We start from the raw sequence: 17,760 nt of genomic DNA, 5'->3' as shown, positions 1-17,760 counted from the left end.
AATTCATTAGAAAAGATTTTTAGAAGCGTCTCAATAAGAAATAATCCCGGGGCTCAATGAATGTAAGCCCTGGGATTATTTTTATCAGCCCAAGACTGAATAAACAAAAGCCCTGGGGATGCATCAATTATCCCCAAGGCTCATATTTTGTGATATGGAATGTAAATCCAACTACAATTCTGAATATTTTTTCTACTTGACAATCGTTACCGTATCAGCCTTCACCTTTTTCTCTTTCATCGGAATCTTCGAATCAGCATACCCCAAAGCTACGCAACCATAGACTTTATGATTGGCAGGAACACCTAAAGAGGTAATATATTCACGAACTTCAGGATCATCACACGTTGTGCCCAACTGGTTGATCCAGCAAGAGCCGATTCCTAAAGAATGGGCAGCCAGAAACATATTTTCTATTGCACAAGCACAATCCATACCAGCCCACCATTGTGTAGGTTCATTGGATACAATCACCAAAGTCGGAGCATGATAATAACAACAATAGGTCTTGCTATGCCCACGCTCTTGCAAACGGGAATCATCGCTTTTTGCAAAAGCTCCTTTAATGCGCTCATTCAGTTCTGTCAATTTATCTACATTTTGAATAGCAGTAAAGTGCCATGTTTCCAAATGCATTCCACTGGGTGCATAAGTTGCAGCTTCCAGAATAGCCTGCAAATCTTCTTCTGAAACTTGCTGACTAGTATAAGCCCGTACACTACGACGTGCTTTAATGTTCTCTAAAACTTCATTCGTTTTCATGGATAAAAAGTTTTTTATATATATCGAATCAAAATTTCACCACAGAATTCTAATTTATCATTTACCTTTTAACTAGCCCAATCTTTGCATTCAGTTTGAAATAATAGACTCCATTCTCTCTCTCCAAAAATCCGTATTTATCCTTCTCCAAAGATCCTTTTTCCAAACGAGTATTTTGAAACAAAAAGTCTTCCATTACTTGCTTTTCTGATTTATGATAACAGAGCACCTCTCCACTTCCGCCCACCAACAGAATACCTTCCACAGCCGAATCCAATCCATTATAAATCTTTGCGGGACGCATACCTAAAGCTAATGCCATCAAGAACTGCTTCATCTTAAACTCATAAAACTTGTGCTTGTTTATCAGTTCATCTTTAATCTTTAACGGATTCATTTGTTTGATAACTTCCGTCAGCTCGCTAATACGAGAGATACCATCCAAATGCATAATACGAACCATTTCTGTCAAGACACGTGGAAAATGCAGGTCAATCATTAGAAGATTGCTACGGAATACCCGGTCGGCTACATCAGAATATTTAAGTACACCGCCCAATCGTTCGATCATCATCATTCGCTCGGCAACCTCATTGGGAGATTCAGGCAAAGCATTGATTTTATTCACTGTGGGAGTGGCAAATTTGACTCCACTCTGTTCCAGTTTTAGATTTGCAGCACGTCCTCCGTCCAGTAACGGATTCATTACACCCAACCGTGAACGAACATTAAAACCTCTCAACGGAGCTTCCGGATGCCAAAATGCAATGGAGAAATCAGTACGATCTTCTGTTTTTGCTTCCAAATCGAAAATGGCAGCTTCATCTAAAAACTCTTCTACTCCTTCCGGAGAGGTTACGTCATCTTCCGAAGAAGATTTCACAGCCCGCAATATCAAATCAGCTACAATACCAAAGTCTTCGCGAGGCATGAATTTAGTTCCGCTCTCTGCTTCTATACGAATCGCATCTTCCTCAATATAATATTGACGTGTTCCATCATGTTCTTCCCGTTGAATCATTGCAATAGGCCAAGATGTTTCTCCCGCCTTTGCGTCTGCTGTGCCTAGCACTACTTTTCCGTCTGCCAGGAGACGAAAGAAAGAATAGAGTTCGCACCATTCTTTTTTGGTTGCTTCGAATGCCATATATCTTTGTTCTTCTTTATTTTACTAATGTTCTTTTTATCCTAATTTCACTAAGAAATTTCTATCTTCACAATGAATTGCTTACTGATTAATAACCTGCGGTAAGGTTACAGGCAACGCAACAGGAGGTACTATATGAGTTACTTCCTCCAAAGGAGGAAGCTTGCCTACTTGTGCAAACAGGGAGTTTCGAATCCATTCTTTAGGAGTGACTATGATAAATCGTCCCGTCCAGCAACCATCAAAATAGGAAGGATTGCCCGGCTGTTTCTTTATTGGATAGCAGATATTTTCTCCTTTACTCCGCATCTCCGGCGAACGTCCGGGGTCATTTACCCACACATGTTTATCGTCAATGCCACGAAGTACCATCCAGTGCCCTCTCGGACCGGGACGCAAACCACGAACTGCTCCTGTATATCTCACATTCACAAGCACAGGTATACCACGATCAATATAATCTTTCAATACTCGGTAATCTTTCTGCTGAAAATGTTCGGCACTTATCATGTTTTCATAATAACGTGTCAAAGAATCAATTTCAAAAGAATAGTATCCTCCCTGCCCTATCGATGTACGACGACGGAAGGGAGCACGCTTTTTCAGAAAGTAGTTACGTTGATATTCTATCAGTTTCTTTTCTGCATCCTGGGCTGTACGTTGTGTATCGGTCGTCATGCCTTTAAAGTAGTCAAAGACCATTAACGAAGAAGCCAGAGAACAATGCGAGTAAGGACATCCCGTGATTTTCTGCGAATACCACGGAACAGGGATATTATTAGGAGCGAGCTTTTGAGTCTCCTGTGCTTGTACTTGCGTCTGAACGCTTATCAAAGCAAAGAAGCTTAAAAACAAATTGAAAATTATATGATATTTATTTCTCATGCAATATTTTAAATATCTTACTTACAATACATTCTCATCATCAAGAATACGAGCTGTCTCCACCTTTTCCAAACGAGCACGCAATTTAGGCATCATCGAACGACGAATACGTAACGTCATACTACAATCCATGTCATACGACTGATTGAGAATTTCCGGTTCCTCCTCTTTCACAATGCGCATCACGTCATTCATGAAAGGATATTCAAACATTACCGTCACGTCTTCATCTACTGTCTTTTCTATAATTGTAGCGGCAGCAATAGCTTCAGCAGCGGCAGCCTTGTAAGCCACGATCAATCCGCTTGTCCCTAACTTGATTCCTCCAAAATAACGAACTACTATAATCAGGATATCCGTCAGTTCATTTGAATTTATCTGTCCGAGAATGGGTTTTCCCGCTGTTCCGGAAGGTTCTCCATTGTCATTGGCACGGAAATCCTTTCGTGCAGCTCCCAACATATAGGCATAACATACGTGTCGTGCGTCATAATACTTTTTCTGATACGTTTCAAGATGTATTTTTATCTCATCGAGAGTACGCACAGGAAGGGCTATAGCAATGAACTTGCTTCGTTTTTCCGTATAAATACCTTCGGAAGGTTCAATGATGGTTTTATAAGTATCTTCAGCAGTCATGCTGCAAAGATACGGCTTTAATAAGAAAAGTCAATCTATCGTTTGGAAATATTAATGTTCCACTTATCGATGAGATGTAGCTGGGAATATAAAAATCTTTGTTGGCAGATTTTCATCTACAAGATAGTGACGCTATCCAATAAAAATAGTGACGGTATACCACAAGGATACCGTCACTATCCCGGGCATATACCGTCACTATTTTTTTTATCTTAATCGGGTGTTACATTTATTGATATAGCTTACATCAGCAACGTCTTTTTTGCATCATCCGATAGAATTTCCTAATCCAATTTATGAATTACCAACCCCGAACGAAGTTTAGGTTCAAACCAAGTTGTCTTCGGTGGCATGATATTACCTGTATCTGCAATATCCATCAATTGTTTCATAGATACAGGATAAAGAGCCAGAGCCACTTTCATTTCACCGCTATCCACACGCTTCTTGAGTTCTCCCAATCCACGGATGCCGCCCACAAAATCAATACGCTTGTCCGAACGCAAATCCTTTATACCCAAAATTTCATCCAAAATCAGGTTGGAAGAGATGGTAACATCAAGCACGCCAATAGGGTCGTTATCATTGTATGTACCTGTTTTGGCTGTCAGACTGTACCATTTACCACCCAGATAGAGTGAGAAGTTATGTAAGCCGGATGGTTTATAGATATCCGCACCCTTCTCTTCTACTATAAAGTTTTTATCAAGTGCAGCCAGGAATTGCTCGGGAGTCAAACCATTGAGATCTTTCACTACACGATTATAGTCGATGATGGTTAGCTGGTTTGCAGGGAAGCAAACAGCCATGAAGTAATTATATTCTTCATCACCCCGATGATTCGGATTTTGCTTTGCTTTCTCTGCTCCCACTAGTGCAGCAGCGGCAGAACGGTGATGTCCGTCGGCAATATAAAGAGCCGGCATCTTAGCAAATTCGGCAGTAATAGCAGCAATATCCTCATCTTGATCGACAATCCAGAAAGTATGTCCAAAACCATCCCCCGGAGCGATGAAGTCATAAACAGGCTTGTTTGCCGTATACTTCTTGATAATAACATCCAACTTCTCATTATCCGGATAAGCAAAGAAAACAGGTTCGATGTTAGCGTTGTTCACACGGACATGCTTCATACGGTCTTCTTCCTTGTCACGACGGGTAAGCTCATGTTTTTTGATAATCCCATTCATATAATCGGGAACGTATGCGCCAACTACCAATCCGTATTGCGTTTTCCCGTTCATCGTTTGGGCATAGATATAATAATTTTCCTTATTATCCTGCACCAACCAGCCTTTATCCTGGAACAGTTGGAAATTCTCGGCAGCTTTAGCATACACTTGTTCGTCGTGTTCGTCCGTACCGACAGGGAAATCTATTTCCGGTTTAATAATATGATAAAGAGACTTTTCGTTACCTTCCGCTTCTGCGCGGGCTTCTTCTGAATTCAATACATCATAAGGACGTGAAGCGACCTGTTCTACGAGGTCTTGCGGAGGACGAATGCCCTTGAAAGGTTTAATTATTGCCATGATATTAGTATTTTATATGTAAAAAATTAAAGCCACAGACTTATTGAAAATCTGTGGCTCAAATATACTACTTATTTCTAAAAGAATCTTATTTGTTTACTCTAAATTTCTCGCAACCATCTTTCAGGAAGCCTACAATTTGTTGAGCGGCAGCAATACCGGCATTGATATTTGCTTCAGCAGTTTGAGCCCCCATCTTCTTTGGAGTTGAGAAATAACGTCCGGCAAATTTCTCTGCAAACTCTGCGTTAGCAGCAGGCATAATATCTGTGATATATTTGAAATCTGCACGATCTTCCATCAATTTAATCAGTTCTGCTTCGTTGATAACTTCCTTACGGGCAGTGTTTACCAACATAGCACCTTTCGGCATATCTTTCAACAGAGCATAATTGATAGAATTTTTCGTTTCGGCAGTTGCCGGAATATGAAGAGATACCACCTGACAAGTCTTATACAGTTCTTCTGCCGAATCAAGTGCTTTCACACCATCTTTTTCGATTACTTCTTTCGGGCAGAATGCGTCGTAAGCATACACTTCCATTCCGAAACCTTTGGCAACACGGGCTACATTACGACCTACGTTTCCATAAGCATGAATACCCAGTTTCTTGCCCATCAATTCTGTACCGGAAGTTCCGTTATAGAAGTTACGGACAGCATATACCATCATACCCAAAGCAAGTTCGGCAACAGCATTAGAGTTTTGTCCCGGAGTGTTCATCACACATACGTTGTGAGCAGTGGCAGCAGCCAAGTCAACGTTGTCATATCCCGCACCGGCACGTACTACGATTTTCAATTCTTTGGCAGCATCAAGCACCTCTGCATCAATAATATCACTACGGATAATGATAGCATTAGCATCTTTCACTGCATCCAGCAATTGAGCCTTATCTGTATATTTCTCAAGTAAAGCAAGCTCGAATCCGGCCGCTTCTATTTCTTTACGGATGCCGTCTACTGCAACTTTAGCAAACGGTTTTTCTGTAGCTACAAGTACTTTCATAATTTAATTCTATTTATAAAGACTCACCACAGATTACGCAGATTCTCACAGATTATAGAATTTAGGAATCTGTGCTAATTCGTGTAATCTGTGGTGAAAATAATATATTAATGAAGTTTTTCAAATTCCTGCATGCAGTCAATCAAAGCTTGTACGCTTTCTTTCGGTAAAGCATTGTAGCAAGATGCACGGAAACCACCCACAGAACGATGTCCTTTGATACCTACCATACCTCTTTCAGTGGCAAACTTCAAGAAGTCAGCTTCAAGGTCTTTGTATTCGGGAGCCATCACGAAACAGATGTTCATGCGTGAACGGTCTTCTTTGGCAGCAGTACCCACGAACATTTTGTTGCGGTCGATTTCAGCATACAACATATCCGCTTTTTCAATGGCACGACGTTCCATTTCTTTCACACCACCTTGTGCTTTGATCCAACGAAGGTTCAGCAATGCAGCATAGATGGGCACTACCGGAGGAGTATTGAACATAGAACCATTATCAATGTGTGTCTGATAATTCAGCATTGACGGAATGTAACGAGAAACCTTACCTACAGCATCATTCTTAACAATAACGAATGTAACACCTGCAGGAGCCAGATTCTTTTGTGCACCACCATAAATACAGATATATTTAGAAACGTCAATCGGACGTGAGAAAATATCAGAAGACATATCGGCAACCATCGGAACCGGAGAATCGAGGTCTTTCTTCAATTCTGTACCGTAAATCGTGTTGTTAGTAGTGATGTGGAAATAATCTGCGTCTGTCGGGATTGTGTAATCTTTTGGGATATAAGTATATGTAGCTTCAGCAGAGGAAGCAACTTCTACAACTTCACCAAACCCTTTAGCTTCTTTCATTGCTTTCTTAGCCCACACACCAGTGTTCAGGTAAGCAGCTTTTTTTTCCAGGAAGTTATAAGGAACCATGCAGAACTCCATACTAGCACCTCCACCCAGGAACAGTACCGAATAGCCTTCGGGGATATTGAGTAATTCCTTGAATAATGCCTCTGCTTCGTCAACCACAGGTTGGAAGTCTTTGGCACGGTGGCTGATTTCCATCAAAGAGAGACCAGAGCCGTTGAAATCTAAAATAGCCTTCGCTGTATCCTCTATCACCTCACGCGGAAGAATGGAAGGTCCTGCATTGAAATTATGCTTTTTCATTTGAAGTTTGTTTTTGGTTTAACAATTTCGTTACTTTTGTCTTTTGACCTTGCGAATTTACGAATTTATTCCCATCGCACAAATCTTTCCTTATAAAAATACTGTTTTAAAGCAGATTTTCCTTTCTTTTTATTGGTTTATACAGGATATATACACCATATTGTTATCTATAGATGTCAAGTATGGGATAAAAGTCGAGATTGAAATAGAACCGGAGATATTGATGATAAAACAAAAGATTAATGCAATAAAAATGAATATTTATAAACTGCAACAGTGAATTCAGCTTAGATTAACAGGGAAATAAAGTGGAAAGTAAAATATCTTTGGAAATAAAGTAATCATCCCTATGCTCAATGACTAGTGAACATAGGGACGATTGTACATAATAAAAGAGGACTTTAAGAGTTCTATATTACAAAAAAAAAGAGTTTTACTTCGCTTCCTCAATAATAGTCTTCATTCCTTTTATTTTCTCTCCTTGAATCAGATTCAGGAGTTGCTTCACCTTAGCCCGGCGAACGGCAACGAAAGCATAATGTTCTTTGACATCAATCGCTCCGACATCTTCGCGAGTCAGATTTCCTTTTTTATATAAGAATCCGGCAATATCGATCCGACTAAGTTTCTCCTTCTTTCCTTTACCTATATATATAGTAGCCCAGAGCGATTTCGGAGGCCGGGGAGGGTTTTCAGGCAACGCCACTGTTTCCATTTCTTCCGGGATATAAGAAGGAAGTTTCTCTTCGGCATGAAGAATCAGATAAGACGTTCCGGTCGCATCCCAACGCGCTGTACGTCCGTTGCGGTGCGTAAAGGCTTCTTCATTGACCGGCAAATGATAATGGATGATATGTCCGACTTCCGGAATATCCAGTCCACGGGCTGCCAGATCGGTAGAAATCAAGACATGACAACTGCCATTACGGAACTTGTAAAGCGCACGTTCACGGTCCGGCTGTTCCATACCACCATGAAAACGTTCTGCGAGTAGTTTTTTATCTGCCAATAACTGATGTACACGGTCCACCGCATCCCGATGATTACAAAACACGATGCTCGAACTGCTCCCCAATGTACAAAGCAGGTTATATAAAGTATCAATCTTATCTTTGGAAGGCGAAAGCACCTTCATCAATTTCAAGCGCGACTCTTGTTCTTCAGAATCGTCCGAAAGGAAGTTCAACTTAACTGTGCGGTTCAATCCTGTAAATTCGGGAATCTCTTCGGCATCGGTAGCTGAAAGCAACATACGTTTTTTTAATCCCGGAAGCTGGGTGATAATCTCTGCCATTTCATCGTGGAAACCAAACTCCAACGATTTGTCGAACTCGTCGATAATTAAAGTTTCAATGGTTTCGGGATTGAAATTTCCTTTAGACAGATGGTCGGTGATACGTCCCGGAGTACCAATGATGATAGCAGGATGATTGCCCAATATACTTTTCTTTTCTTCGGCGATAGGATGCCCACCGTAACAACAGCAGGTTTTCCAGGAAGTCCCCATTGCTTTGAATACAGAATCTATCTGTAAGGCCAGCTCACGCGAAGGAACGAGAATCAAAACCTGCACGCTGTCATCGTTCGGTTTTAGAGTAAGGAGTAAAGGTAACAGATAGGCCAGCGTCTTGCCCGATCCTGTCGGTGACAACAGTATAACGTCTTTTCTTCCGGTAGCTTGTTCAAGTGATGCTTCCTGCATCGGATTCAGCTCCTCAATCTTCAAATTGCGGAGAGCCGACTGTATAATTTCATTTTTCTCTAACATGGGGGCAAAGATACAAAAAGGAAAGAGTACGGAGATAAAAATGCAATCAAACTTTAGCCATGCCGGTCAATATATAATAACCTTTCAGATTATTCTCTTTCATGTAAATGGTTACTTCTGCCCTACAAGCTGTCACCAAGGCATATCCCGTTAAACTTGAACTCATAGCTTTGACAAATGAATACTCTGTATCATTGTGAATAAAAGATATACGATGATATTCCATAACCTATTGTACTTTAATAATTCTATTGTGTAGCCAAATATACGAATATAATAGATAAGTACGGATAAAAAAGGAGAACTATCTTTAAAACAGACATAAAATAGATACAAACCATAACGGAAAGACATTATGAGATAATAGTAAAAAAAAGCGGGAAATCGAAGAAGCATTACTGCTTTTCAGATTTCCCGCTCTGTGTTTATGTAACCTTTCCGGTCATTGTTCCGACCGGTTTGTTCTCTTCTGCGAATTATCCTCCGAAGTTGTCGAACATCAGGTTCTGTGCCGGAACGCCAAGATCGTCGAGCATCTTCTCAACAGCTTTCGACATCGGACCAGGACCACACATGTAGTATTCAATATCTTCAGGAGCTTCGTGATTCTTCAGGTAAGTTTCGTAAATTACGTTGTGAACAAATCCCGGAGTGTACTTCACGCCTGCAGCATCAGCAGCAGGGTCCGGACGGTCGAGAGCCAAATGGAAAGTGAAATTCGGGAAGTCCTTTTCAATTTGCAGGAAATCTTCCAGATAGAACACTTCGTTCAGCGCACGGGCACCGTAGAAGTAAGACATCTTACGGTCAGTAGTATGCAATGTCTTGGTCAAGTGCATGATTTGCGCACGTAATGGAGCCATACCGGCACCACCACCAATCCACATCATTTCCTTCTTAGAATCGAAGATTGGGTGGAAGTCTCCGTAAGGACCGCTCATTATTACCTTGTCACCCGGTTTAAGAGTAAAGATATAAGAAGAAGCGATACCCGGCATTACGTCCATAAATCCAGGACCTTGTTCTTTCGGTTTGAACGGCGGAGTAGCGATACGTACTGTCAACATGATACGGTCACCTTCGGCAGGATAGTTGGCCATAGAGTAAGCACGGATTGTCTCCTCGTCGTTCTTACACTTCAAACCCAGCAAACCGAATTTCTCCCATGCAGGAAGATATTCATCACCAATCAAGCTCTTGTCAATGTCCTTGTCATAGTCCATTGAGAATTTAGGAATCTTAATCTGTGCGTAAGAACCCGGGATAAAGTCCATGTGTTCGCCTTTAGGCAGAGCAACGATGAACTCTTTGATAAATGTAGCCACGTTCTTGTTGGAGATTACTTCGCACTCCCACTCTTTCACGCCAAGTACAGATTCGTCAATCTTGATTGACATATCGCCTTTCACTTTCACCTGACAGCCCAGACGCCAGTGGTCTTGCTGCTGTTTGCGACTGAAGTGAGGAACCTCAGAAGGTAGGATTTCGCCGCCTCCTTCGAGTACTTGGCATTTGCACTGTCCGCAAGATCCCTTACCACCACAAGCAGATGACAGGAATATCCCATTTACAGACAGCGTATTCAACAAAGTAGAACCGGAAGCCACTTCCAATTCCTTTTCGCCGTTGATTGTCAGTTTTACGTTTCCTGATGGTACCAGGAAATTCTTAGCAACCAACAAGATTACAACAAGCAACAGAATAACCACAAGGAATACCCCAATGCTCGCTAATATTAAATTCATATCCATTGTCTTATTCCTTTCTTTTTAGATGTTCAAACCAGAGAAACACATAAATGCGATTGCCATCAGACCTACTGTGATAAATGTGATACCCAAGCCCTTCAATGGAGCAGGTACGTCAGAGTAAGCCATTTTCTCGCGGATAGCAGCCAGACCTACGATAGCCAGCAACCAACCGATACCAGAGCCTAATGCATAAGAAAGGGCATCCCAAATATCACCAATGTATTTCGGATCACTCGGACCCAGATTGATACGTTGTTGCATAAACAGAGAGGCACCCATGATCGCACAGTTAACAGCAATCAACGGCAGGAAGATACCCAGCGAAGCGTACAGTGACGGAGTGAAGCGTTCTACCACCATCTCCACCAATTGCACGATACCGGCAATTACGGCAATGAAAAGAATAAAACTCAAGAAGCTAAGGTCGACACCTTCAATGATAGCATTGGCAGCCAGCACCTTAGTTTGCAACAGGTAGTTGACCGGAAGCGTCACCAGCAACACGAAAGTCACGGCGATACCCAGTCCTACGGCAGTCTTCACATTCTTCGAAACAGCCAAGTATGAACACATACCCAAGAAGAATGCGAATATCATGTTGTCCACAAAGATAGAGCGGACGAATAAACTTAATAAATGTTCCATAATTCTTTTTGATTTATGATTTATGATTTATAATTTATGATTCAGCAGACTTATCATGCGACTATGACTATAAAGCTAGACATAAATCATAATTCAGAAATCAGAAATAATTAATTACTTTGTTCTTGCAATTCTTTATGACGTGCACGTTGATACCAGATAATGCATGCTACGATAATCAATGCCATCGGCGGCATCAACATCAAGCCGTTGTTTACGTATCCGATATTTTGAATCGGTTCATAATTCAGGATATTGAAACCAAGCAATGTTCCCGAGCCAAACAGTTCGCGGAAGAAAGCAACGATAATCAGAATCTTGGCATAGCCTAAACCATTACCTACACCATCCAAGAAAGACTCCCAAGGACCGTTCTGCATGGCAAATGCTTCCAGACGTCCCATCAAGATACAGTTGGTGATAATCAAACCTACATAAACAGAGAGCTGTACGCTTACGTCGTAAGCAAACGCTTTCAGGATTTCACTTACGATAGTTACCAAAGCAGCTACCACAACCAACTGAACGATGATGCGGATGCGGTTAGGAATCGTCTTACGCAACAGTGAAATAACAACGTTGGCAAATGCAGTAATCACCGTTACTGAAAGTCCCATCACGATGGCAGGCTCCAGCTTTGCAGTAACAGCAAGTGCAGAACAGATACCGAGCACCTGTACGGTTACCGGATTATCAATTCCCAGCGGAGCAGAGAATACTTCTTTATTTTTCTTTGAAAACAGTTGTCCCATATTCTATCTTTCTCCTCCTTATTATTTAGTTAAAAAACTCAAGTAACTATTCAGGCAAGACTTCAACATGGCATCTACACCTACTGAAGTGATTGTACCACCGGAGATACCATCCACTTGGTAATCAGGTTTCTCTACCTTGCCATTTTTTACGACTCCCAAAGTGATAGCTCCATTTTCCAAAGTCTTCTTACCTACAAATTCATTTTGGAAATGGTCGGTTGCAATTTCAGCACCCAGCCCCGGAGTTTCACTAGCGTGTGAGAAGTAAGTACCGTAAACGGTATCTTTATCTTCGTTCAGTGCAACATATCCCCAGATAGCGCCCCAAAGACCGGCACCGTAAACAGGAACTACATATTTAGTCTGACCGTCCACTTCGCATACAAACACGTGCAGACGTTGTTGTTCTTTTGCTTCTTTCTCGTAGTTGGTAGCAAATTCGCCCGTATTTTCGGTCAGCGTACCGTCTACGTTCATCAGCATATCCCCTTTCACATATTTCTGATATTCAGCATCCGCATCTTCCACATTCTTAATGTTCAATGCAGCGAGGATTTGTTTCTTAGTGTCCAACTGCACATTCTTGTCTTGTGTAGATTTCAGTGAAGAACTAACGAATGCCAGCAGGAATGCTACGATAATAACCATTACCGAAGCATAAATGATAGTATAACTATTACTATTCGTATTCATTTTCTTTCGGTATTTATTGGTTAGACTTGATAGTGCGTTTCTCGCGACGGCTGATATTGCTTTGTACTACACAGTAGTCAATCAGCGGAGCGAAGATGTTCATCAGCAGGATGGCAAGCATCATACCTTCCGGATAACCCGGATTCAGTACGCGGATAACGATAGCCATCACACCGATCAGGAATCCAAAGATATATTTACCTCTTTCTGTACGTGCGGAAGTCACAGGGTCAGTAGCCATAAATACGGCACCGAAACAGAAACCACCGAGAACGAGGTGTTCGTACCAAGGCATTTGAGCCATTGTGTTGTTTTCCATGCCGATTGAGTTGAATACCCATGCCATGAATGCGCCACCGACGAATACGGAAATCATTGTCTTCCAGCTTGCAACACCTGTCCAAAGCAGGATAACGGCACCAATCAGGATAGCGATTACGCTGGTTTCACCAATAGAACCCGGAATCAGACCTGTAATCATATCCATGTTGAACGCAGGAACACTACCTGTTGTAGCAGCCTGTCCCAGTGGAGTGGCAACGGTGAGTCCGTCTACGCTTTGTCCTAAACCGAAGATGCTGTCTCCTGACACCCAAACAGCATCACCGGACATCTTGGTCGGGTATGCGAAGAACAGGAATGCACGAGTAATCAACGCAACGTTGAATACGTTCATACCTGTACCACCGAATACTTCTTTTGCGAAGATAACAGAGAATGCAGTAGCTACGGCAAGAATCCACAGCGGACAGTCTACCGGAACGATCATCGGGATCAGGATACCGGAAACAAGGAATCCTTCCTGGATTTCTTCTTTCTTCCATTGAGCTACGACGAACTCAATGCCAAGACCTACTACGTATGATACGATTATTTTAGGCAGTACTGCCAGGAATCCGTAGATAAACATTTCGATGAAGCTGCCAGTAGCACCTGTATGAGTGAAATGCTGGTAACCTACGTTGTACATACCGAACAGCAAAGCTGGTATTAACGAAATAACCACAATCGACATGATGCGCTTGCTATCGATTGCGTCATGTATGTGCGTTCCCGTTTTCGCAGTCTTGCTAGGCACGAACAGGAATGTTTCGAAGCCGTCAAATACCGACTGGAATGCGTGGAATTTGCCGCCCTCCTCAAAGTTCGGCTTTATCTTATCGAGATAATTTCTTAACGCTTTCATTTATTTAATTGAAAATTGAAAGTTGAGAGTTGAAAATTGGCTGTGCTGGGTTTATGCTGTATCCACAGAGAGCCGTTTCGCAAGATTTCAACTATCGCTTATTTTAATTTTTATTATTTAATCTCTTATTCGATTACGCCATTTCTGAACGGAGCATATCGAGTCCGACACGAACGATGCGTTGCAGTTCCATCTTTGAAGAGCAGACGAATTCGCAAAGGGCGAAGTCTTCGGGAGCTACTTCATAGATGCCGAGTGCTTCCATACGGTCGATGTCACCGGCGATAATTGCTTTAATCAGATATTCGGGTAGAATGTCCATTGGGAATACTCTATCGTATTCACCCGACATAATCATGTGACGTTCGCCACCTTTGATACGGGCATCCAACGTATATTCCTTCTTACCCATCAACCAGCTGAAATAAGAACGATTGGCACTGAACTGGTTGAAACGCGGCATGATCCATCCAAGCATTTCGTGAATGTCGTCACCTTCGGGGATAACAGTCAGTTGGCTATGGAATGCGCCCAAGAATCCGTTCGGGGATACTTGCTTTCCTGTCAGCACGTTACCGCTGATGTAGCGTAAATCTTTGTCTTTTGTTACATTGCCGGCAAACACGTTGGTGAGCAATGCGCCTACCTGTAGTTTGCAGTATGCAGGTTTCAACACTTCGGAACCTGTCACAGCTACTGTACGGGTGAAATCTACATGGCCTGTATTGAAGAGGCGACCGATGAAGATTACGGCTTGCGGATCAATAGTCCATACCGTTTCGCCCTTGGATACGGGGTCGAGGTGGTTGATCTGAACGCCTACATTACCTGCAGGGTTCGGTCCGTCGAATGCGGTGATTGTAACGTTCTTAGCCTGTGTCAGTGCAGCAGCGTTCTGTTTCACACTGATGTTCAGGTAGGTTTTTGCCAGTTTGGCAAGAGCATCAAGCCCTGTCTGGAAGTTTGCTTCTTCGCCTTTGAGGGCGAACTCGAAATCCGGAGCCAATGGATTGGTATCGAATGCGGAGATGAAGATTCCTTTCGGGGTTACCGTCGGATCTGCAATGATGTCATAAGGACGCTGTTTGATAAACGCGAAAAGTCCGGCTTCTAACAGAGCGGATTTCACAGCTTCAGCATCCATCGAAGCAACATTCTTTTTCCCAAAATCTTCATAGTCCTGCTCTGCAGCAGCTTCTACTACGATGTTCAATACCTTACGACGAGCACCACGTTCTACACTCGTCACCACGCCGCTCACCGGCGAAACAAATTTCACTTCAGGATGATACTTGTCGATAAACAAGGGTCCACCAGCCATTACATATTCCTGCTCTTTCACAACTACCTTAGGCGTCACTCCAGGAAAGTCATCGGGTACAAGTGCGTAGAATCCCGGTTCTTTTACTGTTGCGTACGTTTCAGCAGCTTTTCCTTTCAGGTTTATGTCAAGGCCTTTACGTAACTTTATTACATTTGCCATGCTATATAAAATAATGGTTTCATAAATTTGCCGCAAAAGTAATAAATAAGATTGGGATTCGGTAGGAAAAAAGAAAGGAATTACGGATATATTTCCGTAATTCCTTTCGTGTTCGTACACGTAAATCATCTTTCTCGTAATCATCTTTCTTTTGTCTTGAAACAAAAGAAAGAAGCAAAGAAAAATTCAAGGCTGACTTTTTTCTCCTACTCGCTTCCTTCACTTCGCTAAAGGGCAGAAACTCGCTACGCTCAAACAGTCTGCCCTTCTTAACGCTACGTTACGGGCGCTCGCTTGACGGAGAAAAAAGTAGGCCGGGGAAAGCCGCCGGCTGGTCCGCTGTATAATGTTCGTGAGGGGTATTAGGAAAGGAACTCTCTGTATCTTTCTATTTTTCTATCTCTACTATCTCTATTATATCGTATTCTATATCTCTATTATATATTGTTCAGCTTTGCTATATTCAGTCGTATAACGTCTGCGGCTTTTTATAGCAAAGCATTTTTATTAGTAGCATTTGTAATATGCAAAGTTCTTTAGATAATGTGCTTTTTATGCTGGAAGTTCTTCATGCTACAAAATCTCTTATTTAGAAAAGTATTCTACGCTATAAATCCTTTCACACTGAAAACCCAAAAACTTTTATTTAGCAACGTTTTCTATGCTATACGTCCTTTAAAACAATGCAATCTTCCGTATACCAAAGGCCGCCACGCCGCATGGGTTCCCCGGCCTCGTTTTTCCGGCGTCAAGCGCAGGTGTTTCCTTCGGCGTTAAGAAGGGCAGACTGTTTGAGCGTAGCGAGTTTCTGCCCTTTAGCCGGAGGAAGCACCGGAGTAGCCGGAAAAACGCAGCCTTGATTCTTTCTTTTTGGTTCTTTTTCTTTCGTCTTGATACGAAAGAAAAAGAACTATTCAGCAAACATAGGATCCCAAGCAGGAAGACGGATTGGTTTCTGCTTCAATACATCCAGCACTTTTTTCGATGCATATTTCGTTTCTACTACTAGACGGAACATATATTCGTTAAACCAATCATCTGTCATAATGAGATAACCCTGATAACCGGCGGAGGGTCCCCAACTATTTTCAACCATCCATTTCGTCGGTTTTCCATTTTTGTCAAGATCGACGGCCATAAGAGTCATGGCGTGACTGGAGCCACTGGCAAAACTTTGGATACGTTGCTTCTTGTTCATGCCAAAAGAAGTACCCATAAGAGATTCGTAGTCGTAGTTTTTGACATCCAGCAGACCACGGTCAGAGTTTAGGAACTTACCTACATCGCAAGAAAAATACATCATCGTGCTATCCTTGAGAGAAGAAATAGCCATTTCTTTGATATCCTCGATGGGAAGATTGACATACGTCCAGTTTTTGCCATCGTAACGGTGGCGGTCGTAGTCTATCTCATAACACTTATAATATTCACGGCTCGGATCGTTCATTAACATGACATAATTATCAATCAGTTTTTCGTCACCATACTTTTTCAGGAAAGAAAGCGGAGTGTAAGTTTCGGTAGACACAGGCTCACCCTTAGCGTTATATTCAGTCCAGGTAAATTCAGTAGGAGGAACACCGAGATTCAACACTAACATGCGGTAGATGGTGCTCAACATCTCTGTTTTTGTTTTCTCAAGGGCAGCAGGCTTGACACCTTGCGCAGCGAGATCACGGAGTTGAAGCCCCTGTTCACGAAGTTTCAGGGCAATCAGACCTGCCATACGGGAGGTATTTTCACTACTGTTGGTTTCCGGCATCACATCTTTGGGAACAAGCCCGTATTTACTGACAATATCGGCTACACCGGTGAATGTTCCACCGTCACTCAAAGGATTACGGAAGAGCCATTCCACCATTTTATCATCCATCGGCTTACTGCTGGTATCGATAATACCTTGCAGAAAGAGGTTGGCTTTCTCCAGTTGGTCGAAGAAGAAAGGATAAGTTTGCGAGAATTCGAAGGAACCGAGGTTATGCTTGGCGATCGCTTTGGCACGCATCACATTCAAACCTGTAAAAAGCCAGCAACGACCAGAAGATTTTTGGTCGGTGATACCTTTAGAAGACACTTTGATAGAAAAATGCGTATCCATGCCTTTCAGGTTATCCTGGTTGAGAGCCAGTTTACGGATGTCGTTGTTGCCGATGGCGTTGCGAATAGCCTTGTCGGTGGGAGTGTTTGCATAACTCTGCTTGATTTGTTGCATCATGGAGTCGCTGATGCCTCCTTTCACTTCTTGCGCTTGTGTAGAATAAGAAAAAGCACAGAAAACAAAAATTGATAAAATCTGTTTATTCATTTGATATAAATAATTAATTAATAGG

General features: G+C 42.2%; 16 protein-coding genes. All 16 read right to left on the bottom strand.

The window, feature by feature from the left end:
- Nucleotides 1-192: 192 nt before the first annotated feature.
- The 16 genes from DW862_RS21260 to DW862_RS21175 all read right to left on the bottom strand — a co-directional run bounded on the left by DW862_RS21260 (nucleotide 193) and on the right by DW862_RS21175 (nucleotide 17,735).
- Nucleotides 193-762, bottom strand: coding sequence for a nitroreductase (locus DW862_RS21260; protein ID WP_008643824.1), 570 nt, complete (start codon nucleotides 760-762; stop codon nucleotides 193-195).
- Nucleotides 763-823: 61 nt separating this feature from the next.
- Nucleotides 824-1,909 (bottom strand): HpaII family restriction endonuclease, encoded by a 1,086-nt coding sequence (locus DW862_RS21255; RefSeq protein WP_055236211.1) that lies wholly within the window; start codon nucleotides 1,907-1,909, stop codon nucleotides 824-826.
- Between the two features lie 81 nt (nucleotides 1,910-1,990).
- Complete coding sequence (locus DW862_RS21250; RefSeq protein WP_195651402.1) at nucleotides 1,991-2,794, bottom strand: C39 family peptidase; 804 nt, start codon at nucleotides 2,792-2,794, stop codon at nucleotides 1,991-1,993.
- Between the two features lie 21 nt (nucleotides 2,795-2,815).
- Entirely contained in the window at nucleotides 2,816-3,433 is a 618-nt protein-coding gene (locus tag DW862_RS21245) for a YigZ family protein (RefSeq protein ID WP_008643833.1), read from the bottom strand.
- A gap of 284 nt (nucleotides 3,434-3,717) precedes the next feature.
- Nucleotides 3,718-4,965, bottom strand: coding sequence for a DUF1015 domain-containing protein (locus tag DW862_RS21240; protein ID WP_008643834.1), 1,248 nt, complete (start codon nucleotides 4,963-4,965; stop codon nucleotides 3,718-3,720).
- Between the two features lie 88 nt (nucleotides 4,966-5,053).
- Nucleotides 5,054-5,974 carry an NAD(P)-dependent oxidoreductase gene (locus tag DW862_RS21235; protein WP_015531234.1) on the bottom strand — a complete coding sequence of 307 codons (921 nt, stop codon included), beginning with the start codon at nucleotides 5,972-5,974 and terminating at the stop codon, nucleotides 5,054-5,056.
- A gap of 107 nt (nucleotides 5,975-6,081) precedes the next feature.
- Complete coding sequence (gene serC, locus DW862_RS21230) at nucleotides 6,082-7,149, bottom strand: 3-phosphoserine/phosphohydroxythreonine transaminase (protein WP_008022134.1); 1,068 nt, start codon at nucleotides 7,147-7,149, stop codon at nucleotides 6,082-6,084.
- A 433-nt stretch (nucleotides 7,150-7,582) separates the two neighbouring features.
- Complete coding sequence (locus DW862_RS21220) at nucleotides 7,583-8,917, bottom strand: DEAD/DEAH box helicase (RefSeq protein WP_008643837.1); 1,335 nt, start codon at nucleotides 8,915-8,917, stop codon at nucleotides 7,583-7,585.
- A gap of 46 nt (nucleotides 8,918-8,963) precedes the next feature.
- Nucleotides 8,964-9,143, bottom strand: coding sequence for a hypothetical protein (locus DW862_RS21215; protein ID WP_004306317.1), 180 nt, complete (start codon nucleotides 9,141-9,143; stop codon nucleotides 8,964-8,966).
- A 250-nt stretch (nucleotides 9,144-9,393) separates the two neighbouring features.
- On the bottom strand, nucleotides 9,394-10,668 hold the full coding sequence (nqrF, locus tag DW862_RS21205) for an NADH:ubiquinone reductase (Na(+)-transporting) subunit F (protein WP_008022130.1): 1,275 nt from the start codon (nucleotides 10,666-10,668) through the stop codon (nucleotides 9,394-9,396).
- Between the two features lie 18 nt (nucleotides 10,669-10,686).
- Complete coding sequence (gene nqrE, locus DW862_RS21200; protein ID WP_004315904.1) at nucleotides 10,687-11,313, bottom strand: NADH:ubiquinone reductase (Na(+)-transporting) subunit E; 627 nt, start codon at nucleotides 11,311-11,313, stop codon at nucleotides 10,687-10,689.
- Nucleotides 11,314-11,423: 110 nt separating this feature from the next.
- Nucleotides 11,424-12,065, bottom strand: a complete 642-nt coding sequence (locus DW862_RS21195) for an NADH:ubiquinone reductase (Na(+)-transporting) subunit D (RefSeq protein ID WP_004300389.1) — start codon at nucleotides 12,063-12,065, stop codon at nucleotides 11,424-11,426.
- A 21-nt stretch (nucleotides 12,066-12,086) separates the two neighbouring features.
- Nucleotides 12,087-12,761 (bottom strand): Na(+)-translocating NADH-quinone reductase subunit C, encoded by a 675-nt coding sequence (locus DW862_RS21190; protein WP_004315905.1) that lies wholly within the window; start codon nucleotides 12,759-12,761, stop codon nucleotides 12,087-12,089.
- 13 nt (nucleotides 12,762-12,774) lie between these two features.
- Complete coding sequence (locus DW862_RS21185; protein ID WP_004311620.1) at nucleotides 12,775-13,947, bottom strand: NADH:ubiquinone reductase (Na(+)-transporting) subunit B; 1,173 nt, start codon at nucleotides 13,945-13,947, stop codon at nucleotides 12,775-12,777.
- 133 nt (nucleotides 13,948-14,080) lie between these two features.
- Nucleotides 14,081-15,430, bottom strand: coding sequence for a Na(+)-translocating NADH-quinone reductase subunit A (locus tag DW862_RS21180; RefSeq protein ID WP_032811845.1), 1,350 nt, complete (start codon nucleotides 15,428-15,430; stop codon nucleotides 14,081-14,083).
- 910 nt (nucleotides 15,431-16,340) lie between these two features.
- Nucleotides 16,341-17,735 (bottom strand): C1 family peptidase, encoded by a 1,395-nt coding sequence (locus DW862_RS21175; protein ID WP_120070279.1) that lies wholly within the window; start codon nucleotides 17,733-17,735, stop codon nucleotides 16,341-16,343.
- Nucleotides 17,736-17,760: the final 25 nt, after the last annotated feature.

Origin of the sequence: Bacteroides sp. AM37-9, assembly GCF_003603455.1 — a bacterium.
Lineage (GTDB): Bacteria > Bacteroidota > Bacteroidia > Bacteroidales > Bacteroidaceae > Bacteroides > Bacteroides xylanisolvens.
Note: the sequence above shows the minus strand (reverse complement) of the source record. Positions and strands in the feature narration are given on the sequence as shown.